Source organism: Nonomuraea sp. NPDC047529, assembly GCF_040642995.1.
Classification (GTDB): Bacteria; Actinomycetota; Actinomycetes; order Streptosporangiales; family Streptosporangiaceae; genus Nonomuraea.
The window spans coordinates 60,773-83,103 of record NZ_JBEYTJ010000043.1; the positions used below are offsets into that span (position 1 = coordinate 60,773).

The window sequence follows — 22,331 nt, forward strand, 5'->3', positions numbered from 1 at the left end:
GAGATCGAGGACCGGTCATGGACGTCAGTACGGCGGTCGCCGCGCCGTCTCCCCGCTCGATCCGCGCCAAGGACAAGATCATGCAGACCGCGGAGCGGCTCTACGCCGAGCACGGCTTCGCGCACGTGTCGATCAGGATGATCCGCGAGGCGGCGGGCCAGCGGAACAAGTCCGCCGTCCAATACCACTTCAGCACCCGTGACGAGCTGATCCACGCGATCCTGTCCCGTCACGCGGCCGCCATCGACCGGCACCGCCTGCCGATGGTGGCCGCGCTCGAGGCGTCGGGCGAGGTGTCGTTGCGCGACTGGATCACGTGCGTGATCGCGCCCAGCATCGAGCACCACATCGAGCTCGGCACGCCGTCCTGGTACGGGCGCTTCCTCGCCCAGGCCGTCGTGGAGCCGTCCCTGCGCGACTACGCGGCGCAGACGACGTTGAGCACGCCGTCGTTCCGCCGGCTGGAGCTGCTGCGTCCGCCGTCGATGCGCGACCGGGAGCGCGAGCTGTCCGAGCGGCAGGCGGCGATGATCCGGCTGCTCGTCGTGCACATGAGCGCCGAGCTGGAGACCGACCTGGCCGCCGGCCGTGCCGCCGCCGGTTCAGTCGAAGAATCCTGGCGGGCTCTGGGAGAACATCTCGTCACGGCCGTCTGCGGACTCAGCGGCGCCCTGCTGCCCTAGAGCGTCCCGGTCGGGCACGCGCCCGAGCTGCCCGCCGGTGCCGCGAGGGGCGCCGAACTGGCGGACCGCCTGGTAGTACAGCTTGGCCAGCGCGTTGCAGCTCGGCTGACGGAAGATCGTGTACCCGGCGCACACCTGCCTGAGGTCGAACAGGAACGCCTTGTCGACGTGCTCCTTGTTCGCCCGGAAGTCGCCGACCGCCTGGTAGTTCCGGTAGCCGAAGTCGTGCCGCCGGCACGCGATGCTGAAGTCGAAGCCGAGCGGCTGGTCGGGGCTGTTGGTGCAGCCGTCGGTGGACCAGTCGAAGTCGAAGTCGGCCCACGACCTCCGGTCCGACCAGGCGTCCCGCCACGCCGCGGCGCTGGACTCGGTGGGCTGCGTGAACTCCGCCAGCGTGGCGAGCTTCTCCTCCAGCGTCACCGCCTGGGCGGGCGGCGCGGTCGCGAGGACGGCGACCAGAGAGAGCGCGAGCGGGACCGGCGTCTTGAGAGCCCGTCTGACCATGGGAACCTGCCTGTCTCGACCGGGGCGGGAACATGTCATGGTCAGATTCGCCCGCCGGTCCGGTGAGAGCCGGGAGATACAGGAAAACCACTGGCAAAGGTCGTGTCCGGTTTCCCACGGGAAACCGCAGGTGGGCGGGGGCGCGGGTCATCCCGGTTCGTCGGCGCGGTTCATCTCCTCGGCCCGTGCCAGGGCCTCGGCCAGGGGCGGCACGTCCCAGACCGTGCGTTCGGCGTCCGTGGTGACGGGGTCGACGCGGTAGAGGGACCAGCGGCCGCCGATGTCGACGTACTGGGTGCCGTAGCGCTGGGGCAGGCCCATGTGCAGCAGCCACCGGTCGAGGGCCGACGCCGCCAGCCTGCGCGCGGGGCGGAAACCGGCGTCGGCCGCCCGCCGCGCCAGCTCGAAGGCCAGGTGGTAGTGCTCGGCCAGCCCGCCGTGCCGCATCACCGCGGCCAGGTGGAAGTAGTCGCCCGGCGAGCGGACCTCCCCGGCGGCGAACTTCTCCATGCAGCGCGCCCGCCGGGCCAGGGCGCGCTGGTCGCCGCCGTCCTCGGGCCCGCCGTCGCGACGGTCGTGCTGGTCGCGCTCGAACAAGTCACGCAGCTCCGGATCGCCGGGCGACTCGCGGTCGGGGTCGGCGAGCTTGGCGAGGATTTCCGGCAGGCTGAACATTTCGCTGCGCGGCGCGGCCGACCATCTGCGCGCCGCTCGCGCGCGGCTCTTTCCAGTACGGGTATCCGCCACGTTGCCAGCGTGCCGGGACAAGCCAGGGCGCGCAAGACGGCGCCACGCCGCAATATAGGGAAAATGTAGGGCCGTCTCCCGTTGACGCTTTTTTGGGCCCGGGTGATGATGGCCGCGAAAGGGACGTCCGTGCCTCCGCCGGAAATGAGGAAATGCGTGACCCTGCTTGTGCGAGCGAATGCCCGATGCCCCGGTGCGCCAGGACAGTGCCGTGACACGGCCGTGAACTGCGGTTTTCCGGCGGGCGGTGGCAGGGGCTGAGCAGATGACGTCCGCGCCCGGCGATGCGGAACTCCTTCGCGCCCGCTGTGCCGAGTTGGCCGCCGATTTCGGGGCACATGAATTCATGCCCGTCCGGCCCGGCGTCCCGGCCATTGACTCCCGGTGGTGCGGAATTCTAGAACGGTCAGCGCGGAGAAGCGTTTCTGGCACCGCCGGTGAAAACGCGCGACGAGCACGGCAAGCGACATTCCGTACAAGGCGCGAGCGGAAAAGGATCGGGCGCGCGTACGAGGAAGGGCGGGACATTCCGCGCCCGCCGCTCGCCGCCGGCGAGGAGAGAGCCCCGCAGGGCGTGGCGAGGACGGCGGGACGGTATGCGTGACCTCGTCGCGGCCGCCGCCGACGCCCTGCGGGCGCTCGACGAGGCACTGCTCGACCTGCTGAAGGCGCTGCCGTCCGAGGACCCCGGCGCGCGGGCCGCGCTCAGGGCGGAACTCGCGCGGGCGGGCGTCACGGACGAGGACGCCGGCCGCTGCCTGCGTGTCCTGCGGCTGGTGTTGTCGGGCGAGCACACGCGGGCGAGCGACTGGATCGGGGTGACGGCGGTGTTCCAGTGCGGCTTCTGCGGCTCGGTGCCCGATCCGGCCGATCTCGTCGTCGGCAAGGCCGTCTCGGTCTGCCTGGGATGCGCGCTGCTGGCGACGGCGGGGACCACGGGCGGCGACCGGGAGCCGGCGGAACGGCCGTGCGCGTTCTGCGGCGCGCGGGCCGTGCCCGCCCATCTGGGCGCCGACGGTGACATGACCGTCTGCCGCGCCTGCGGCGAACTGGTGCTCTACATCATCGCCAGCAAGAAACGCGCCGGTTGACACCCCCGGCGGACGGCAGGGCGGCGGGGGTCAGCCGCCCTGGGTGTGGACGGTCCTCCATCGCGAGCACCGGCCGACGGGCCGCTTGGCGGTGCCGCGGCACACCTGCACCCTGATCTGCAGCGCCCCGCCGACGTTCTTGCGGAAGGTGCCCGTGCTCCTCATGCAGTTGTAGACGCCGTACGTGCGCCAGCGGCCGTTGCTCCCGCTCTGGTACCTGATCAGGGCCCATGAGCAGCCCTTGCCGCGGTCGTCGTCGAGAGATCCGGTCACGGCGAGCCCCGACTGCCCGGCCACGACCTTGCCCCGGGCGGTCGCCAGGCCGTCGGTCGAGTGCAGGGCGCCCCACCTCCAGCTCGTGGGATCGGCGGCGGCCGCCGTGCCCGTCGCGGTGAGCGTGAGGACGGCGGCGCCCAGGGCGGCCAGGACGCGGGTCGGAAGATGGTTCGTCACCGGTCCAGGACTACCGGCCGGCACTTGTGGCCGACTTGGAAGCGGGATGGGGGATCAGGGCGAGGGGCAAAGGGCCGGGGCGGTGCCGTAGGCGTACCGGAGGAAGTCGACCAGGTAGGACGGCCAGGCGTTCCAGTCGTGGCCGCCCTTGGTGTAGCAGTAGCGGTGGCCGACGCCGAGAGTGGTCAGCGTCGTGTCGAACTCGCTCGCGTACGCCCCGAGGATCGGCTCGCTGACGCCTGTGGCGTCGTCGCTCGCCCCGGTGTCGTAGCCGCAGGCGGCGGGGGCGGGCTCGGTGCCGTTCGGGACGTGCGGGAGGCTCGCGCAGCCGCCGGCGTAGAGGGCCAGCCGTCCGGAGTAGGGGGCGTACTTGCCCTGGGTGACCAGGTCGGCGGGGTTGGCGGCGGGCCAGTCGTCGACCGTGCGGCCGTGGAAGACCGTGGTGGTGTGCGGGCCGAACAGGGTGTCCAGGCGGTAGCGGCGCTGCACCTCCTGGTCGAGGACGGGCAGCGGGCTGCCGTTCTCGTACTTGTTGACGCGGAACTCGCCCAGGTCGGTCAGGTTGATCGCCGCGCCCGACTGCCACATGGAGTCGGAGATCGTGCGCTGGGCGGGCTTGGCGCGCAGGTCGATGCCGGGCGAGAAGGCGCCGATCACGGAGAAGACGCCGGGGTGCGCGGCCGCGTACCGCAGGGTGCCGTAGCCGCCCATGGACAGGCCCGCCAGGCCGCGCCCGGACCGGTCGGCGACGGTGTTGAAGTTGGCGTCGATCCACGGGATGAGCTGGTTGATGTGGTACGTCTCCCACTTCGGGGCGAAATATCCATCCGTACGGCCGGCCCAGTTCGCGTACCAGCCGGTCATCCCGCCGGTCGGCATCACCACGATCCCGTCAAAGGAGCCCGCCGTCCGGACCAGGGAGACGAGGTCGGCCTTGGTGGTCCACGAGTCGTAGTTGTCGCCGCCGCCGTTGATCAGGTAGAGCGCGCGGTAGCGGGTGGCGCGCTGGGGGTCGTACCCCTTGGGCAGGTAGACGCGGACGGTGATCGGGCGCGACAGCGGGCTGATGACCGGGGTGCCGCCGGACGCCTGGAAGATCGCCGTCGAGGTCATCGTGACGTCCCGCAGTTCGGAGCCGTCGCTCTGTGGGTGACGCTGCACGTCGGCGCAGGTGATGCCGTAGCCGTCGGCGTGGGGGAGCACGGTCGCGCACCCGGCGGCCTCCGCGGGCGCCCCCAGCGCCACCATCGTGCCTGCGAACAGTAGTAATCCGGCCAGGGTGGACATGAACCGCATGGCTCTCCTTCGGTTCGGACTCCCGACCGCCCCAACCTACGGGGGGACCGGCGGCCCGCGCGTCAACCGCCGGTCCGAAGGGGGTCAACTTCTGCCGTACTCCTCAGCGCAGGTGGGCGGCCGTCCAGCAGTCGGGCGCGCCGGGCCTGCCGCAGGTCGTCAGCCCGCGGAGCACCCCGGCCAGGTAGGCGGTCCTGGCGTTGCCGGGGTCGTTCGACTCCTGGCGGGGGTCGGTGACGGTGTCGTAGTACTCGGGCCTCGGGTCGCCCTCGTACTCGACGTACAGCTCCCCGGCGGTTCGCACCGCGTTGTACGTGGGCGGCTGCGCGTTGCCCTTCTTCAGCCGGTCGGCGTCGGGGTCGGGCCTGCCCGGCGTCCGCGGGTCCGGTTTGACGTGCTCGACCAGCGCCGCCTGCCGCCAGTCCGTGACCTGCCGGCCCTGGACGAGCGGCAGCAGGCTGCGGCCGTCCCGGCTGTCGCGGACCGCGGGGGCGACGCCGGCCATGTCGAGGAAGGTCGGGAACAGGTCCACGTTCTGGGCGATGGCGTCGGTCACCAGCCGGTCGCCCTGTCCGGTGACCGGCCGCCTGATCAGCAGCGGGACCCGTACGTCGTGGTCGTAGGCGGTGGACTTGCCGCGTACCAGGCGGTGCTGGCCGAGGTGGAAGCCGTTGTCGCTGGCGAACACGACGTAGGTGTCGCGGCGCTCCCGCTCGGTCAGCGTGGACAGCACCCGTCCGACCATGTCGTCGACCGACTGGACCATGCGGATCCGGTCGCGGAAGTCCTCGCGCAGCTCCTCGGTGCGCTTGGCCCCGATCGGGGCCCTGCGGACCCAGGAGGGCTTGTCGGCGGTGTCCTCGTCGAAGGAGGGCAGGGCGGTGACGTCGATGCCGTCGCAGTCGGGGCCGCCGCAGTCGCCGTGCGGGAACTCGCCGGCCGGGAAACGGTCCTTCGGACGGTCGCGCGGCGCGGGCGGGAAGCGCGGCTCGGTGTCGCCGGGCTTGACGTCCACCCGGTTGTGCGGGGAGAAGGGCGCGACCTGGAGGAAGAACGGCCGGCCGGGGGCGTGCTCGCGGGAGCGCTCGATGAAGCCGGTCGCGCGCCGGGCCAGCTCGTCGACCAGGTACGTGCCCTTGGAGGGGGCGATCGCACGCCTGCCGCCCGACTCCTCCCTGATGTAGCGGGTGAGCTGGTACCTGAACTCGTTGTAGCCGCCGCCCGCCGAGACGTGCCACTCGTCCCAGCCGGGCGGCACCTGGTAGCCGGGGCGGGCGGGGTACTCGTTGATGTACTTGCCCAGGTAGCCCGTGCGGTAGCCGGCCTGGTGGAGGGGGACGGCGTAGGTGCGGCTCTCGTGCGGGGCGAACGCCTGGTAGCCGCCGCGGTCGTAGCCCTGGTTGGTCCGTACGCCGGTGTTGTGGGGGAACTGGCCGGTGAACATCGTGGCCCGGGAGGGGCAGCAGAGCGAGTCGGACACGTAGTAGTTCGTGAACGTGGTGCCGCCGTCGGCGAGGCTGCGGACCGTGTCCATGTAGGGCAGCAGGTCGGCTGAGAGGTCGTCGACCAGGAAGAAGATGATGTTCGGGCGGGTGGGGGCCGGGGCCGCCGTGGGGGCGGCGGTCGCGGGGGAGGCGGCGAGCAGGGCGAGGACGATGGTCACCGCCGCAGCCACGATTCTCCTGATATTTCCGGACAACGACATGACTGCCTCGTAAGCGGTGGGGAGGGGAGGGATGGCGCTGCCCAGTAATACCAGACAAACCACCCATAGAGCACAAAACCCCCCACTTCTCCCAGTCGTCCGGCCCGCCGAGGGCGCGCCGGACGGCGGGTGGCAGAGGGCGAGGGTTGCGAAGGGCGCCCTGAAGGCGGGCTACGGGCAGCGCGGGTTGCGCCTGGCCGGGGGCTACGGGCGGGGCTGAGGTTGTGCCTGGCCCAGGGGCGGCGGGTTGCGGCCGGAGGCGGGCCTAGAGGGTGAGGACGCGGGTCAGGGTTTCCTGGACCGTGGCGCGGACCGTGGGCGGGTCGTCCAGGTCGAAGCCGACCACCAGGCCGTCCCTGACCAGGAGCAGGATGTCGGCGGTGCGCTCGGCGTCGGGGTGGCCGTCGGCCGCCAGGAGGTCGCGGTACAGGTCGCGCGACCAGCGCCGGTGCTCGGCGATGGCCCGCCGTACGGGATGCGCGGGGTCCGGGTACTCCGCCGCCGTGTTGACGAAGGGGCAGCCGCGATAACCGGCGCCGGACCCGAACTCGCACATGAACGCGAAGATGGCCTCCAGCGTCTCCCGAGGTGAGGCCGCGCGCAGGGTGGCGACCATCGCGCGCTGCGTCGAGCCCTGTTCGGCGATGTAGGCCCGGACCAGCTCGTCCTTGCTCGGGAAGTGGTGGTAGAAGGTCGCCTTCGCGACGCCCGCCTCAGCGATGATCCGGTCGATGCCCACCGAGTGCACGCCCTCGGCGTAGAACAGCCGCGCCGCGGTCTCCAGGACGCGGGCGCGGGCCGGGCTCGGGTGAGGGTCCTTCGCCGTCTCTGCGGTCACCCCTTGACGCTACCAGACAGACCTGTCTAGTCTCAGGCTCAGCAGGGCAGACAGACAGGTCTGTCTACTACAGGAAAGGCGAACGAGACATGAGCATGTACACCGCCATCGCCACCTCCGCGGGCCGCGACGGGCGCGCGGTCTCCTCCGACGGCAGGCTGGACGTCAAGCTGGCCCTGCAGAAGGAGCTGGGCGGCGACGGCGAGGGCACCAACCCCGAGCAGCTCTTCGCCGCCGGCTACGCCGCCTGTTTCGCCTCGGCGATGCGGCTGGTGGCCGGGCAGAGGCGGCTCGACGTCGCGGACGCGTCGGTCACGGCGGAGATCGGCCTGTCGCCCAACGGCGCGGGCGGCTTCCAGCTCGACGCCACGCTCCGCGTCGAGCTGCCCGACGACATCTCGCCCGAGGCCGCCCGCGAGCTGGTCGAGGCCACCCATCAGGTCTGCCCGTACTCCAACGCCACCCGCGGCAACATGCCGGTCAACCTGATCGTCGAGTGAGCGGGGAGAAGATCGTGCGGAGGTAGAGACGAGAGGCTTGGAGTGTGACATGTTACATGCCATGCGAATCACTCTCTCCGCGGCGGCCGTCCTGCTGGCGATCGCCGCGCTCGGCACCTCCCCCGTCTCCGCGGCGGCGGCGGAGCCCGCGCCGCCACCCGCGAAGAAGATGAGCAGGGAGATCTCCCCGCTCAGCCCGCAACAACGCGAACAGGCGGCACTGCGCAGGCAGGCCGTCGAAGGCGTCTTATCCCCGGGCGCGGCGGCGGCCGACGCCCGGACCGGTCGCTCGGCCAAGGTCGGCCATCGCTACGTCGAGCTCGCCCAGGAACGCAAGGATCAGGTCTTCGTCGTCCTGGCCGAGTTCGGCGACAAGGTGGACAACGAGACGAAGATCGACGGCCAGGTCAAGTACGGCGGCCAGCCGGGCCCCCGCCACAACGCGATCCCCGACCCGCGCCGCACCGACGACAACCACACCCTCTGGCGTCCCGACTTCGACCGCGCCTCCTACACGAAGTCCTACTTCGCGACCGGCGGCAACTCGCTGCGCGACTACTACCGCCTCCAGTCCTCCGGCCGCTACGACCTCGACGGCTACGTCAGCGACTGGGTGCGCGTGCCGTACAACGAGGCCCGCTACGGCAGTGACCGGTGCGCCCCCGAGGAGGGCGGCATCTGCTGGAACAACTGGGACCTGGTACGCGACTCCGCCAACGCCTGGTACGACGCGGAGAAGGCCAAGGGCAGGACCTTGGACCAGATCCGCGCCGAACTCGCCAAGTACGACGTCTGGGACCGCTACGACTACGACAACGACGGCGACTTCGACGAGCCCGACGGCTACCTGGACCATTACCAGGTCGTGCACTCCGGCGTGGACGAGACCTGGGGCGGCGGCGCGCAGGGCGCGGACGCCGTCTGGGCCCACCGCTACTTCGCCTACTGGCCCGAGCGCGGCCAGGCGGGCCCCCAGGGCAACCGCAACGGCGGCACCCAGATCGGCGACACCGGCATCTGGGTCGGCGACTACCTGACGGTCGGGGAGAACAGCGGCGTCGGCCTGACCGCCCACGAGTTCGGCCACGACCTCGGCCTGCCGGACCTGTACGCGGGCGGCGGGGACAACTCCGTCAACTTCTGGTCGCTGATGTCGTCCGGGTCCTACCTCAGCTCGCGGACCGGGCCGCTCGGCGAGTACGCCGGCGACCTGGACGCCTGGAGCAAGCTCCAGCTCGGCTGGCTGGCCTACGACCGGGCCCGCGCGGCCACTCCCTCCACGCACACGCTGGGCGTCGGCTCCTACAACACCCGAGATCCGCAGGCGCTCGTGGTGGACCTGCCACCGCGCGAGATCAGCACCCCGCTCGGCCGGCCGTACCAGGGGGAGTGGCAGTGGTGGAGCGGCAAGGGCGACAACCTTGAGCAGACGCTCACCCGGCGCATCGACCTCTCCCGGGCCACGGAGGCGACGCTGAAGGCGCACGCGGCGTACACGATCGAGCAGGGCTACGACTACCTCTACGCCGAGGTGTCCCGCGACGGCGCGGCCTGGTCGCCGGTCGGCCGGCCGCTCACCGGGAGCTCGGACTGGCGTGAGATCACCTACGACCTCACCCCGTACGCGGGCGGCCAGATCTGGTTCCGCTTCCGCTACTCGACCGACTCCAACACCTCCGAGTCCGGCTTCCGGGTGGACGACATCCAGGTGCCCGGCGTGTTCGCCGACGACGTCGAGCAGGGTGAGGGCGAGTGGACGGCGGTGGGCTTCGCCCGCAGCGGCGAGGTCGGCGTGCAGCGCTTCTCCCGGGCCTACCTCGCCGAGAACCGGCGTTACACCGGGTACAACGCCTATCTGCGGACCGGGCCGTACAACTTCGGGTGGACCGGCAGCCAGCGGGTCGAGCACTACCCGTACCAGCAGGGGGTGCTCATCTGGCTCTGGGACGCCTGGTACGGCGACAACACCACTCGCGACCACCCCGGCGAGGGCATGATCCTGCCCGTGGACGCCCGGCCCGAGCCGCTGCGCTGGGCCAGTGGGGCGGCGGCCGGGGCGCGGCTCCAGGTGTTCGACGCGCCGTTCGGGAACGCGCGCACGGACCGGCTCCGGCTGCACTCGGCGGGCGTTCCCGCGGTGTTCCCGGCGCGTCCGGGCGTGCCGGTGTTCGACGACCGCAACGGCGTCTACTGGCACCCTGACCTGCCCCAGCTCGGGGTGAAGGTGCCCGACACCGGCACCCGGATCGCCGTCCTGCGTGACGGCGACCGCGCGGTGGTGCGCGTCTCCGGGTCATAGAGCCGGGTGCGGCCCGCATGCGGGGAGGCGGGCCGCACATCTATGGGCGTTTACGACACTTTTAGGCGGTTTCGGGCAGTGTTGTCGTGTTGTATCCCATAGAGAGGAAAGATCATGACCTCTGGGCCTGACGGATTCGGCACGGCGGACACTCTGACGAGCGAGCCGCCCAGGCGCCGATTCCCCCGCTCGGTTCTTGTCGCGGCGACCACCGTGGCCGTGCTGGCCACCGGCGCGGGCGTCGCCGCCGCCTCGGCGCTCTCGCCGGCGCCCTCACCCACTGCGACCCCTTCGGCCGGTCCGACGGACTCGCCGGCGGCCGGTCCGACGGACTCGCCGTCCGGCAAGGAGCGGGGCTGGGGGCGCGGGTTCGGCGGCCCGCCCGTCCACGGCGAGTTCGTCGTCCCCGACGGGAAGGGCGCGTACGTGACGGTGGCCACCCAGTACGGCGAGGTCACCGCCGTGGACCAGGACTCCGTCACGGTCAAGAGCGCGGACGGCTACACCAAGGAGTACGCCGTCGACGCCGGCACCCGGGTCAACCGCGACGAGGGCATCGACGCGATCAAGGCCGGTCAGAAGGTCATGGTCAGCGCCAAGGTCAGCGGCGGCACGTCCACCGCCGTCACCGTCCACGACGTGACCGCCCGCGGACCGCACTCACGCGGCGGCGACCACCGCGACGACAGGGACGGCGGCAAGGACGGCCACCGGCACGGCGACCAGCGGCCCACCCCGTCACCCAGCTCCACCTCCTGACCGATCACCGGTCCCCGGTTCGCGAGAGGGCGATTATGCCCCCCGTATATACCCTCGGTATATAGTTCGGGCATGAGCGTCCCTCTTGCGCTGCTCGGCCTCCTTGAGCGGGAGCCGAGCCACGGCTACGACCTGAAGCGCGACTACGACACCTTCTTCGGCCGCGGCAAGTCGCTGCCCTTCGGCCAGGTGTACTCCACTCTCGGCCGGCTGGCCAGGGACGGCAAGGTCACCGCCGGGGAGAACGAGCCGGGCGACGGCCCCGAGCGCAAGCGCTACGCGATCACCCCGCTCGGCGCGCGGGAGGTCGAGGCGTGGCTGAGCGAGCCGGTCGCGGCCGAGCCGTACCTGCAGACGGTGCTGTTCACCAAGGTCGTGCTGGCGCTGATGCTGGGCCGCGACGCGGCGGCCTACCTCGACCTCCAGCGCGCCACGCACCTGCGGCGCATGCGGGAGTTCGCGCAGATCAAGAGAGGCGACTCGCTGGCCGACGCGCTGCTCGCCGACCACGGCATGTTCCACCTGGAGGCCGACCTGCGCTGGATCGACGTCACGCAGGCGCGGCTGGACGCGCTGGCCGAGCTGGTGCGGACGTCGTCATGATCCTCCAAGCCCGCGAGATCAGCCGCTCCTACGGCCGCACCCCGGCGCTGCGCGAGGCCAGCGTGGAGGTGGCCGCCGGGGAGATCGTGGCGGTCATGGGCCCGAGCGGCTCGGGCAAGTCGACGCTGCTGCACTGTCTGGCCGGGATCTTCACCCCCGACAGCGGCGAGGTGTGGTTCGACGGGCAGCGCCTGGACACCATGAGCGACGACCGGCGCACCCGGCTGCGGCGCACCGCGTTCGGCTTCGTGTTCCAGTTCGGGCAGCTCGTGCCGGAGCTGACCGCGGCCGACAACGTCGCCCTGCCGTTGCTGCTCGCGCGTACCGGGCGCAAGGAGGCGTACCGGCGGGCGGCGGACTGGCTGCGCCGGCTGGAGCTGGACGACCTGGGCGGCCGGCGCATCGGCGAGCTGTCCGGCGGGCAGGCGCAGCGGGTGGCGATCGCCAGGGCGCTGGTGACCGGGCCGCGGGTGCTGTTCGCCGACGAGCCGACCGGCTCGCTCGACTCGCTGACCGGCGAGCACGTCATGGAGCTGCTGGTCGGCCTGGCGCGCGAGGAGGGCACGACCGTGATCGTGGTGACCCACGACGCCCGGGTCGCCTCCTCCGCCGACCGCGAGGTCATCGTCCGCGACGGCAGGCTCACCGACCCCTACGCCGGCCAGGTCGTACGGTGATCGCCCTCGGCCTGCGGCTGTCGCTGGCCGGAGGCAGGGAGGCGGCCGCCCGGCTCGCGCTGATCATCGCCGGGGTGGCGGTCGGCGTGGCGGTGCTGCTGACCACGCTCTCCCTGTTCAACGCCTTCCAGACGGCCAACGAACGCACCTGCTGGGAGTGCACCCGCGGCACCGCGCCCAGCGGCTGGGCCCTCGACGCCACCGCCACCGGCGCCCTGTGGAACTACCACGAGGACTACTACGCCGGCCGCGTGATCAGACGCCTCGACGCCGCCGCGCTCGGCGCCCGGGCCCCCGTCCTCCCCGGGCTGTCCCGCATGCCCGCGCCCGGCCAGTACTACGTCTCCCCGGAGCTGGCCCGGCTGCTGGACTCGGCGCCGCGCGCGCAGCTCGCCGACCGCTTCCCCGGCGTCAGGGCCGGGACGGTCGCCCGCGCCGCGCTGTCCGGCCCCGACGACCTGACCATCGTGGTCGGCCGCACGCCCGAGCAGGTCGCCGCCCTGCGCGGCAGCCGCCAGGTGGACACGACGGCCGACGAGCCCGCCATCGACGACAACGCCGACATCTACCGGTTCGGGTTCGCCGTCGCGGCCGTCGGGCTGATGGTGCCGCTGCTCGTGCTCGTCAACACCGCCACCCGGCTGGCCGCCGCCCGCCGCGAGGCGCGCTTCGCCGCGATCCGGCTGGTGGGCGGCACGTCCCGGCAGGTCACCCTGTTCGCCGCGGTGGACGCGGCGCTCGGCGCGCTGACCGGCACGCTCGCCGGGATCGCGCTCTTCCTCCTGGTACGCCCGGCCGTCGCCGCCGTCCGCGTCACCGGCTCCCGGTTCTTCCCCGACACGGTGACCCCGGCCGCCTGGCAGTACGCGGCCGTGCTGGCCGGCGTCCCGCTGCTGGCCGGGGTGAGCGCGCTGTGGTCGCTGCGCCGCGTACGGATCTCGCCGCTGGGCGCGCTCAGGAAGGGCGCCCCACGGCCGCCGCGGGCCTGGCGGGTGATCCCGCTGCTGGCCGGGCCGGCCCTGTTCGCGGCTCCGGCGTTCCGCACCGAGAACCGCGATCCGGACGCCGTCTCGGCCTCGGCGGGCCTGGCGCTGACCATGGCCGGGCTGATCCTGGCCGGCCCCTGGCTGACGATGCTGGCCGCCCGCCTGGCCGCCCGGCTGACCGGGGGAGCGGCGACGCTGCTGGCCGCCCGGCGGCTGGCCGCCGATCCGAAGGCCGCGTTCCGGTCGGTGAGCGGCCTCGTCCTGGCGGTGTTCATCGGGACGGCGATCGCCGGGATCGTCCCCGCCGTGCTGGACGGCCAGCGGGCGGTGGCCGGCGGCACGCTGTCCGGCGTGCTGCGCGCCCCGCTCGGCGACGTCGCCGGCGGCGGCCTGTCGCCGCGGGCCGGGGCCGACCTGGTGGCCCGGCTCCGGGCCCACCCGGGCGTCGGCGTGCTGCCGATCTACGCCGCCAAGGAGGAGGAGAACCGGGTGATCGACCCCGAACGCCCGCCGCCGCCCCGGGCGGTCGTCGAGTGCGCCGACCTGGCCCGCTTCCCCGCGCTCGGGCAGTGCCCGCCGGGCGCGCGGGCCGTCGCCGGGCGGTTCGACCGCGTGGTGGAGGCCGACAACCCGCTCACCATCGACAAGCTGATCCCCCTGGCCGGCACCGGCAGCGAACCCGTCTCCGCCGACGGGCTCAACCTGGCCTCCGTGCTGGTCGCCATGCCCGACCCGGCGGCCCTGGAACAGATCCGCACCCTGCTGGCCGGGCAGAGCACCGGCCCGCCGATGACGTTCGACGAGGTCGCCCAGGTCCGGGCGACGCTCTACACGCAGGCCGAGAACATCGCGCTGGCCATGGTCGCGCTGACCCTGCTCGCCGGCGGCTGCAGCCTGCTGGTGGCGGTCGGCGGCGGGCTGATGGAACGACGGCAGCCGTTCACGCTGCTGCGGCTGGCGGGCACGCCCGGCCGCACCCTGGGCGCGGTCGTGCTGCTGGAGTCGGTGCTGCCGCTCGTCCTGGCGGCCGTCGTCGCGGCCGGGGCCGGGTTCGCCGTGGCGGCGCCGTTCATCGACGGGCTCGGCATGAAGGGGGCCTCCCTGGCGATGCCGGGGCCGGCCTACTTCGCCGGCGTCGGCGGCGGGCTGGCCGCGTCCCTGCTGGTGATCCTGACCGTTCTGCCGCTGCTGCGGCACATGACCGCGCCCGACAACGCGCGCTTCGAATAGGAGCCACATGAAGCTGCGGACATCGACCGTGGCGGTCGTTCCGGTGATCGTGCTGGCCGTGGTCGCCGCCCTGCTCACCGGCCCGCCGTCCGCGGCCGCCGCCGGTCGCCACGCGGCCGAGATCCGGCGCACCGAGTACGGCATCCCGCACGTGTCCGCCAAGGACCACGGCGGCCTCGGCTTCGGCTACGGGTACGCCTTCGCCCAGGACAACCTGTGCGTGCTGGCCTCCTGGGTGGTGACGCTGCGCGGCGACCGGTCCCGCTACTTCGGCCCGGAGGCCGAGTCCGACGACCCGGTGCGCCCGGTCGCCAACCTCACCAGCGACCTGTACCACCGGAGCGTCGCCGACTCCGGCGTCGTCCGGCGGCTGCTGGCCCGGCCCGCCCCCGTCGGCCCGAGCGCCGAACTGCGCGAGCTGGTGGACGGGTACGTGGCCGGGTACAACCGCTACCTCGACGACACCGGCGTGGCCAACCTGCCCGACCCCACCTGCCGCGGCAAGTCCTGGGGCGGCCCGATCACCGCCGACGACGTCTGGGCCAACCTCCTCGACCTCAGCCGCATGTCGGGCGGCTCCGCGCTCAAGGAGGCCATCGTCGGAGGAGGGGACGGCGGGGGAGAGGGCCCGCGGCGCGCTCCCGGCAGCAACGGCTGGGCGCTGGGCCGCGAGGCCACCCGCGACGGCCACGGCATGCTGCTGGCCGACCCGCACTTCCCGTGGAACGGCGTCCGCCGCTTCTACCAGGTGCAGCTCACCATCCCCGGTGTGCTCGACGTCGCCGGCGGCAGCCTGTACGGCACCCCCGTCGTGCAGATCGGCCACAACACGACCGTCGCCTGGACCCACACCGTCTCCCACGCCCAGCGCTTCACCCTCTACCGGCTCCGGCTGGCGCAGGGCGACCCCACCACCTACCTGGTCGACGGCCGGCCCGAGCCGATGGGCCGCCAGGACGTCGAGGTGCCGCTCCAGGACGGCACCTTCGTCTCACGCACCCTGCTCACCTCCCGCTACGGCCCGGTGCTGGCCGCCGGGCACGGCAAGGAGTACGCGTACGCACTGGCCGACGTCAACGCCGCCAACCTGCGGGCGGCCGACGAGTGGCTGGCGATGGCCAAGGCCGGCGACGTACGCGAGCTGCGCGCCGCCCAGGACGCCCACCAGGGCATGCCGTTCGTCTACACGCTGGCCACCGACGTCGGCGGGACCGCGTCCTTCGCCGACGCCTCCGTCGTCCCGCACGTCACCGACGCCCAGGCCCGCCGCTGCGCCAAGCCCTCACCCGACCCGTCGATCGACGCGCTCGTCCTGGACGGCTCGACCTCGGCGTGCCTGTGGGGCAGGGACGCCGACGCGATCGTGCCGGGCATCTTCGGCCCCGGCAGCCGGCCCGGCCTGACCCGCGCCGACTACGTCGCCAACTCCAACAACAGCCCGTGGATGGCGAACCCGGCCGCGCCGCTGACCGGCTACGACCAGGTCTGGGGCACCGTGCGGACCGACCTGGAGCTGCGGCCCCGGGTGAGCCTGGACATGATCGACCGGCGGCTCAAGGGCTCCGACGGGCTCGGCGGCCCCGGCTTCACCCTGGAGACGCTCCAGGCCACCGCCCGGAGCAAGCGCAATCACGGCTTCGAGCTCATGCGCCCGGACCTGGTGGCGTTGTGCCGTGAGCACCGCGAGCTGCGGGCCACCTCGGGGGAGCGGGTCGACGTGCGGGCCGCCTGCCGGACGCTGACCCGCTGGGACGGCCGCGCCACGCTCGACAGCGAGGGAGCCGTGCTGTGGCGGCGGTTCTTCGACGGGCTGCAGGTCCCGGTCAAACCCGGGGAGCCGCCGCAGGGCTGGTGGCGGGTGCCGTTCGATCCCGCCCGTCCGCTCGCCACGCCGCGCGGCCTCAAGCGGGACGACCCCGCCGTGCTACGGGCCCTGGCCGACGCCGCGCTGTTCTTCCGGGCCAACGGGCTGCCCCTGACGCTCACCACCGGCCAGGCCCAGCACTACGCGTCGGTCCCGATCCCCGGCTGCACCGAGGGTGAGGGCTGCTTCGACCGTGTGCGCAACTCCGGCCCGCTCGGCAAGGACGGGCGTTACCCCGACGTGAACACCGGCTCCAGCTTCATGATGGCCGTCGAGCTCACCCCCGACGGCCCCCGCACCCGGACCGTCCTCACCTACTCCCTGTCCGCCGACCCGAGCTCGCCCCACCACGCCGACCAGACCGCCCTGTTCTCCCGCGGCGGATGGGTCACGGAACGCTTCACCGACGCCGAGATCGCCTCCGACCCGGCCCTGAAGGTCACCAGCGTGAGCGGCTGACCTGTCCGCCCGTCCGCCTTGTGGCGGACGGGCCCCCTTCCCACCACCACGTGCGCTGAGCCGCCGGTCAAGCGGCACGACCTCAAGCAGGCCCGCGCCTACGTCGACGCGGTCGTCGCCTGCCTGGAGACCACCTGGGAGCAGCACCTGACCGGGGCCGGGCTGCCGTACGAGCCGGTGAAGGTGCGGCACATGAACCGCATCCCCAAGAAGTACTGCGGCCTGGCCGTGGACGACGACGAGTCGCAGACGTGGTACTGCGCGAAGACACGCACGCTTGGGACTATTTCCTCACCCTCCCCGTAGGGAACAAGCTGGGCAAGTACAGCTCGTACGGCACGACCTCCGCGATGCGTTCCTGGATCAAGCGCGGCTTCGCCACCGGGGACCCGGGCTCCTGCAACACCTGGGCGGCTCCCTCCTCCAAGGTGCTCTGAGCCGCCTCTCGCGGTGCCTGTGAACAGGTGTCATGCCGGTGACCGGGGGCATGACCTGGGCAAGGGCATCTCGGGGGGTGCGGTGGGCGGACAGTGGCCGGAGGGCGGTGCGCACGGCGGGGACCTGGGGCCGTTCGGCGCCGAGAAGCTCCGCCGGCTGCAGGCGAGCCTGGTGCAGATCGAGGATCTGCACGGCCGGATGGCGCGCCTGCTGGACGCCGTCCTCGCGATCAGCTCCGAGCTGGAGCTGAACGCCGCGCTGCGCACGATCGTGGAGGTCTCGGCAGACCTGGTGGACGCCCGATACGGCGCCCTCGGCGTGCTCAACGAGCAGGGCGAGTTCGCCGACCTGTTCACCTACGGGGTCTCCGAAGAGGAGTACGAGGCCATCGGCCGCCTGCCCACCACCCACGGCCTGCTGCAGGAGCTCATGGCCCAGCCCAGGCCGCTGCGCGTGGACGACGTGCTCGCCCATCCCAGCTTCCGCGAGTACCCACCCGGCCATCCGGTGATGCGCACCCTGCTGGGCACGCCGATCCTGGTCCGCGGCGTCGCGTACGGCAACCTGTACTTCGCGGACAAGCGGTCGGGCCTGCCGTTCACCGGCGACGACGAGCGGATCGTCGCGGCGCTGGCCAGCGCGGCCGGCGTCGCGATCGAGAACGCCCGCCTCTACGAGCGCATCCGCCGCAACACCGAGGAGTTCCAGCGCAGCCTGCTCCCGCCGCTGCCCGAGCTGAACGGCCTGTGGGCCTGCGCCCGCTACCTGCCCTCCAGCTCGGTCCCGCGCATCGGCGGCGACTGGTACGACGCGATCGTCCTGCCCGACGGCGTGCCCTGCCTGGTGGTCGGCGACGTGATGGGCCACGACCTGCGCGCGGCCACCGTCATGAGCCACATCAGCAACATGTTGCGGGTGCTCGCCTACGAGCACTGCGAGCCGCCCTCCCAGATCCTGCGCCGCCTCGACGAGATCCTGCACGCCCTGCACGGCGGCCCGATGGCGACCGTGCTGCTGGCCCGCCTGGAGGAGTACGGCGGCACCGAGTGGCGGCTGCGCTGGGCCACCGCCGGCCACCTGCCGCCGCTGCTGCTCCCCACCGGCGGCCCCGCCCGCTACCTGCGGGCCGAGGGCGGCCACCCCCTCGGCGTCACCCCCGACCTGCCCCGGCCGGACCACCAGCAGATCATCCCGGCCGGGTCCACCCTGCTGCTCTACACCGACGGGCTCGTCGAGGACCGCGCGCACGGTGTCGACAGGGGCATGGAGAGCCTGGCCCGCACCGCCGCCCAACTGCGCGACCTGCCCATCGAGGAGATGTGCGAGCTGCTGCTGGCCAACCGTGGCGACAGGTTCACCGACGACGTCGCCCTGCTCGCCCTGCGCCTCGGCGAACCGGCCGACCTGCACGCCGACTGAGCGCCCCGGCACCCGCACTATCGTGGCGTGGATGAACACCCCCGTAGCGGAGATCGACATCGACGACGCCCTCGTCGACCGGCTGATCCGCGCCCAGCACCCCGACCTGGCGGGCCCGCTCACGCTCGTCGCCAACGGCTGGGACAACGTCGTCCACCGGCTGGGCGACGGCCTGTCGGTACGCCTGCCGCGCCGGCGTGTCGCGGTCGACCTCGTCGTCAACGAGCAGCGCTGGCTGCCGGTGCTGGCCGGGTACGTCCAGGTCGCGCTGCCCGTGCCGGTGAGGGTGGGCGTGCCGGGCGAGGGCTACCCCTGGCCGTGGACGATCGTCCCCTGGTACGAAGGGCGCACGGCCGCCGACCTGCCGCCGTCCGAGCGGGCCGTCGTGGCCGTGACGCTGGCCGGTTTCATGAACGACCTGCACCGGCCGGCGCCGTCCGGCGCGCCGCGCAACCCCGTGCGGGGCGTCCCGCTGGCCCACCGCGACCGGGCGGTGCGGGAGCGGATGCCGTTCGCCGCCCGGCGGGACGAGCTGCTGCCGCTCTGGGAGCGGCTGGTGGCGCTGCCGCCCTGGCCGGGCCCTCCGCTCTGGCTCCATGGCGACCCGCACCCGGCGAACCTCCTGCTGGACGGGGGGAAGCTGGCCGCCGTCCTCGACTTCGGCGACGTGACCAGCGGTGATCCGGCCACCGACCTGGCCGCCGCCTGGCTGGTGTTCGACGCGGACGGACGCACGGTGTTCCGCGCCCACGTGGACGCCGACCGGGCGACCTGGGAACGCGCGCGGGGCTGGGCCGTCGTCATCGGCACGGCCCTGGCCGCCCACTCGGCCGACAACCCCGCGATGGCCGCCATCGGCGCGCACGTGCTCGACCAGGTGCTGCTCGATGACCAGATGTGACAGATAACTGTCGTTGCGGTCATTCCATCGGTTCGGTGAGAATCTGGGCATGCCCGCTGCACACCGCGTCGTCATCGCGCTCTTCCCGGACGTCGACCTGCTCGACGTCACCGGCCCGGCCGAGGTGTTCGCCCTGGCCAACCGGGTCGCCGGCGGCGCCCTGTACGACGTGCGGCTCGCCGGTCCCCGGGGCGGCCAGGTCACCACGTCCGCCGGGGTGCGGCTGGTCGCGGACCTGGCGTTCGACGAGGTCGGCGACCAGGTGGACACCCTGCTGGTGCCCGGCGCGGTGACCGTCACGCCCGACGGGCCACGCGCCCTGACGGACGCCGAGGTCGTCGCCTGGGTACGGCGGACCGCTCCCGGCGCCCGCCGGGTGGCCTCGGTGTGCGTCGGCGCGCACATCCTGGCCGAGGCCGGCCTGCTGGACGGCCTGACCGCCACCACCCACTGGTCCACCGCCGCGCAACTGGCGGCCGACCATCCCCGGGTCACCGTCGATCCCGACCCGATCTTCCTGCGGTCCAGCGGCCGGATCTGGACGGGCGCCGGCATCAGCGCCTGCCTCGACCTGACCCTGGCCCTGGTGGCCGAGGACCACGGCGAGGAGACGGCCCTCGCGGTGGCCCGCGAGCTGGTCGTGTACCTCAAGCGCCAGGGCGGCCAGAGCCAGTTCAGCGTCCCGTTGACGCGGCCCGCCACGGGCCGTCGCGACATCGACGACCTGCGCCTGTGGATCTCCGAGCACCTCGCCGAGGAACTGACCACGGTCGAACTGGCGGCGCGGATGGGGCTGAGCCAGCGTCAGTTCAGCCGGGTATTCCGGCAGCAGACCGGCTTCACCCCGGCCGCGTACGTCGAGTCGGCGCGCGTGGAGGTGGCGCGCCGGCTGCTGGAGACCACCGACCTGCCGCTTCCCCGGGTGGCCGCCGACAGCGGGCTCGGCTCGGTGGAGACCCTGCACCGCGCGTTCCGCCGCCGCCTGGGCACCGGCCCCGGCACCTACCGCCGCCGTTTCCACACGGTGGCCTGACCACGGTGGCCTGACCCCGTTCTCCCCGCGACACGCCGCCCGCGCCGGGCGGCGGCGCGAGCCTGCCCGAAAGGAAACCCCTGCCATGAGCAGCACCGTCTCGCCCACCCTGCGCCAGGTCGTCGGCCTGCCGGAGGAACCGGCCCGTCTGGCCGACTCGACCCTCGTGCTGATCGACTACCAGAACACCTACAGCACCGGCGTCATGGCCCTGCCCGGCGCGGACCGGGCCCTCGCGGCCGGGGCCCGCCTGCTGGAGCGCGCCCGCGCCGCCGGGGCGCGCGTCGTGCACGTCGTCAACGACGGCGGCCCCGGCAGCCCGTACGACGTCCGCGCCGAGATCGGGGCCATCAGCCCGCCGGTCGCGCCGCGCGACGGGGAGCCGGTGGTGGTCAAGACGTTTCCCGACGCCTTCCACCAGACCGGTCTCCAGGACGTCCTGACGGGCCTGGACTCCGGGCCCGACCTGGTCCTGGCGGGCTTCATGACCCACATGTGCGTCACCTTCACCGCCCAGGGGGCCTTCCGGCTGGGTTACCGTCCCACGGTCGTCGCCGACGCCTGCGCCACCCGTACGCTCGCCGGTCCCGGCGGCGCGCCGTTGCCCGCCGACGCGCTGCACGAGGCCGCTCTGACGACGATCGGCGACCTGTTCGGCCTGGTGGTCCCCACGGCCGACGCCCTGCCCGCCTGAGCCGGGCGGGCAGGGCCGGTCAGCTTGTGACCGGGGTCAACCGGTGACGGGACGGCGGCGGCCGGCGACCAGGCGATCGGCGGGCGTCCGGTGACGCGCGCCCGGAACGGACGCGTCCCGGCCGTCGGTCCGGTCGGTCCGGTCGGTCGGGCCGGTTCGGTCGGTGGCCACGAGGCGGTCGGAGGCCGGGTCGGTCGTGCGGTTGTCGTGCCGGTCGGCCGTGAGGTCGGGCTGGGCCGTGGCGGGGCGGTCGTCCGTCCGCTCGGCCAGGAGGCGGCGCAGCTCGCGGCGGCGGGCCAGCTTGCGGCTCGTCCCGGCCACGATCAGGAAGGCGCCCAGGATGAACGCGGTGGCGGTGGCGGCCCCGGCGCTGAACAGCTCCAGGTCACCGACCCGGAAGGTGACGCCCATCAGCGTCAGCGCGGCGGCGGCGGTGGTGGTCGTCTGGGTGAACAGGACCACCACGGCGGCCGACCCGGCGACCATGAGCAGCAGGCCGAGCAGGACCATGGTTCTCACTCTCCTCGAACGTCGGCGATCACGATTCCTTGCCGCTGCCCAGCATTTCTTTACTTATGTATGGGCATGCTCCGGGCGTCGGAAGAATGGTCGCGCATTCGGCTCGGGAATGGCCGTCCGGGGCTTCGCCAATTGCACTCCGAAAAAAGCCGCATTGAGCAGCGACGCTGCGCCGTACGGTCAGGCTGCGGGGTTTGTCGGCTGCCGGGCAGGGGAGAGCGGTCCAAGAAGGGAAGTGATAGCAGTGAAAGTGGACACTTTCCGACTCCTCGCGAACTCCGCAGGAGAAACGGTCGTGCTGCACCCGGCCGGGGACCTTGACCTGCACACGGCCGGCGCCATCGAGGATTGGGCGACCGGCTATCTCGACGGCTCGCCGGCCGCCGTCACTTTGATCGACCTGTCCGATGTCGGCTTCATGGACTCGGCCGGTCTCGGCGCGCTGATCGGCGCGTGGAAACGTATCACCGCCACGGGACGGACGGTGATGGTCGCCGCGCCGACCCCGCAACCGGCCAGACTGATGCGCATCACCGGTCTGGAAGGACGCCTCGGCGTACGCGCCACCGTCGCCGAGGCCCTGGAAGAGATCATTCCCAGGCGCTCGCACGCGCCCGCCTGAACCGCGCGCGG

The 22,331-nt window shown here is 72.8% G+C and carries 22 protein-coding genes; 15 read left to right on the forward strand and 7 right to left on the reverse strand.

Features of this window, described 5'->3' with window-relative positions; translation table 11 throughout:
* The first annotated feature begins 17 nt into the window (after positions 1-17).
* Positions 18-683: a helix-turn-helix domain-containing protein gene (locus ABZ815_RS43490; RefSeq protein WP_357707427.1), complete on the forward strand. Its 666-nt coding sequence runs from the start codon at positions 18-20 to the stop codon at positions 681-683.
* On the opposite strand, the gene ABZ815_RS43495 is transcribed toward ABZ815_RS43490, so the two are convergent.
* Together ABZ815_RS43495 and ABZ815_RS43500 are read right to left on the reverse strand one after the other, a co-directional pair.
* Positions 603-1,187: a phospholipase gene (locus tag ABZ815_RS43495; RefSeq protein ID WP_357707429.1), complete on the reverse strand. Its 585-nt coding sequence runs from the start codon at positions 1,185-1,187 to the stop codon at positions 603-605. The genes ABZ815_RS43490 and ABZ815_RS43495 overlap by 81 nt on opposite strands.
* Before the next feature lie 147 nt (positions 1,188-1,334).
* Positions 1,335-1,862 (reverse strand): hypothetical protein, encoded by a 528-nt coding sequence (locus ABZ815_RS43500; protein ID WP_357707431.1) that lies wholly within the window; start codon positions 1,860-1,862, stop codon positions 1,335-1,337.
* A gap of 668 nt (positions 1,863-2,530) precedes the next feature.
* On the opposite strand from ABZ815_RS43500, the gene ABZ815_RS43505 reads away from it, so the two are divergent.
* Positions 2,531-3,025, forward strand: a complete 495-nt coding sequence (locus tag ABZ815_RS43505) for a hypothetical protein (RefSeq protein ID WP_357707432.1) — start codon at positions 2,531-2,533, stop codon at positions 3,023-3,025.
* A gap of 30 nt (positions 3,026-3,055) precedes the next feature.
* On the opposite strand, the gene ABZ815_RS43510 is transcribed toward ABZ815_RS43505, so the two are convergent.
* The 4 genes from ABZ815_RS43510 to ABZ815_RS43525 all read right to left on the reverse strand — a co-directional run bounded on the left by ABZ815_RS43510 (position 3,056) and on the right by ABZ815_RS43525 (position 7,317).
* On the reverse strand, positions 3,056-3,478 hold the full coding sequence (locus ABZ815_RS43510) for a hypothetical protein (protein ID WP_357707435.1): 423 nt from the start codon (positions 3,476-3,478) through the stop codon (positions 3,056-3,058).
* Between the two features lie 54 nt (positions 3,479-3,532).
* Entirely contained in the window at positions 3,533-4,774 is a 1,242-nt protein-coding gene (locus ABZ815_RS43515; protein WP_357707437.1) for an alpha/beta hydrolase-fold protein, read from the reverse strand.
* A gap of 103 nt (positions 4,775-4,877) precedes the next feature.
* Positions 4,878-6,449 carry a sulfatase gene (locus ABZ815_RS43520; protein WP_357707438.1) on the reverse strand — a complete coding sequence of 524 codons (1,572 nt, stop codon included), beginning with the start codon at positions 6,447-6,449 and terminating at the stop codon, positions 4,878-4,880.
* Positions 6,450-6,744: 295 nt separating this feature from the next.
* Positions 6,745-7,317 (reverse strand): TetR/AcrR family transcriptional regulator, encoded by a 573-nt coding sequence (locus ABZ815_RS43525; RefSeq protein WP_357707440.1) that lies wholly within the window; start codon positions 7,315-7,317, stop codon positions 6,745-6,747.
* Positions 7,318-7,406: 89 nt separating this feature from the next.
* Here ABZ815_RS43525 and ABZ815_RS43530 point away from each other — a divergent pair, with 89 nt between their 5' ends.
* The 12 genes from ABZ815_RS43530 (at position 7,407) to ABZ815_RS43585 (ending at position 21,179) form a co-directional block, all read left to right on the forward strand.
* Positions 7,407-7,817: an organic hydroperoxide resistance protein gene (locus ABZ815_RS43530; RefSeq protein ID WP_357707441.1), complete on the forward strand. Its 411-nt coding sequence runs from the start codon at positions 7,407-7,409 to the stop codon at positions 7,815-7,817.
* 61 nt (positions 7,818-7,878) lie between these two features.
* Entirely contained in the window at positions 7,879-10,116 is a 2,238-nt protein-coding gene (locus tag ABZ815_RS43535; RefSeq protein ID WP_357707443.1) for an immune inhibitor A domain-containing protein, read from the forward strand.
* Positions 10,117-10,230: 114 nt separating this feature from the next.
* The gene (locus ABZ815_RS43540) at positions 10,231-10,875 is read left to right on the forward strand and encodes a hypothetical protein (protein WP_357707444.1); all 645 of its coding nucleotides are present in this window, start codon (positions 10,231-10,233) and stop codon (positions 10,873-10,875) included.
* A 72-nt stretch (positions 10,876-10,947) separates the two neighbouring features.
* Positions 10,948-11,478: a PadR family transcriptional regulator gene (locus tag ABZ815_RS43545; protein ID WP_357707447.1), complete on the forward strand. Its 531-nt coding sequence runs from the start codon at positions 10,948-10,950 to the stop codon at positions 11,476-11,478.
* Positions 11,475-12,155 carry an ABC transporter ATP-binding protein gene (locus tag ABZ815_RS43550; RefSeq protein WP_357707449.1) on the forward strand — a complete coding sequence of 227 codons (681 nt, stop codon included), beginning with the start codon at positions 11,475-11,477 and terminating at the stop codon, positions 12,153-12,155. Before ABZ815_RS43545 ends, ABZ815_RS43550 begins: the two co-directional genes overlap by 4 nt.
* Complete coding sequence (locus ABZ815_RS43555; RefSeq protein WP_357707450.1) at positions 12,152-14,371, forward strand: FtsX-like permease family protein; 2,220 nt, start codon at positions 12,152-12,154, stop codon at positions 14,369-14,371. The genes ABZ815_RS43550 and ABZ815_RS43555 overlap by 4 nt, the downstream gene beginning before the upstream one ends.
* A 7-nt stretch (positions 14,372-14,378) precedes the next feature.
* Positions 14,379-16,694 carry a penicillin acylase family protein gene (locus ABZ815_RS43560; protein ID WP_357707451.1) on the forward strand — a complete coding sequence of 772 codons (2,316 nt, stop codon included), beginning with the start codon at positions 14,379-14,381 and terminating at the stop codon, positions 16,692-16,694.
* 18 nt (positions 16,695-16,712) lie between these two features.
* Complete coding sequence (locus ABZ815_RS43565; RefSeq protein ID WP_357707453.1) at positions 16,713-17,000, forward strand: hypothetical protein; 288 nt, start codon at positions 16,713-16,715, stop codon at positions 16,998-17,000.
* Positions 17,001-17,213: 213 nt separating this feature from the next.
* Positions 17,214-18,551, forward strand: a complete 1,338-nt coding sequence (locus ABZ815_RS43570; protein ID WP_357707456.1) for a GAF domain-containing SpoIIE family protein phosphatase — start codon at positions 17,214-17,216, stop codon at positions 18,549-18,551.
* Positions 18,552-18,582: 31 nt separating this feature from the next.
* A complete protein-coding gene (locus ABZ815_RS43575) occupies positions 18,583-19,452 on the forward strand; it encodes an aminoglycoside phosphotransferase family protein (RefSeq protein ID WP_357707457.1) in 870 nt (289 codons plus the stop codon).
* Positions 19,453-19,501: 49 nt separating this feature from the next.
* Positions 19,502-20,485 (forward strand): helix-turn-helix domain-containing protein, encoded by a 984-nt coding sequence (locus tag ABZ815_RS43580; RefSeq protein ID WP_357707460.1) that lies wholly within the window; start codon positions 19,502-19,504, stop codon positions 20,483-20,485.
* 85 nt (positions 20,486-20,570) lie between these two features.
* Positions 20,571-21,179: a cysteine hydrolase family protein gene (locus tag ABZ815_RS43585; RefSeq protein ID WP_357707462.1), complete on the forward strand. Its 609-nt coding sequence runs from the start codon at positions 20,571-20,573 to the stop codon at positions 21,177-21,179.
* Positions 21,180-21,215: 36 nt separating this feature from the next.
* On the opposite strand, the gene ABZ815_RS43590 is transcribed toward ABZ815_RS43585, so the two are convergent.
* Positions 21,216-21,698, reverse strand: coding sequence for a hypothetical protein (locus tag ABZ815_RS43590; RefSeq protein WP_357707464.1), 483 nt, complete (start codon positions 21,696-21,698; stop codon positions 21,216-21,218).
* A 109-nt stretch (positions 21,699-21,807) separates the two neighbouring features.
* Here ABZ815_RS43590 and ABZ815_RS43595 point away from each other — a divergent pair, with 109 nt between their 5' ends.
* Positions 21,808-22,320, forward strand: coding sequence for an STAS domain-containing protein (locus tag ABZ815_RS43595; RefSeq protein ID WP_357707479.1), 513 nt, complete (start codon positions 21,808-21,810; stop codon positions 22,318-22,320).
* Positions 22,321-22,331 lie beyond the last annotated feature (11 nt).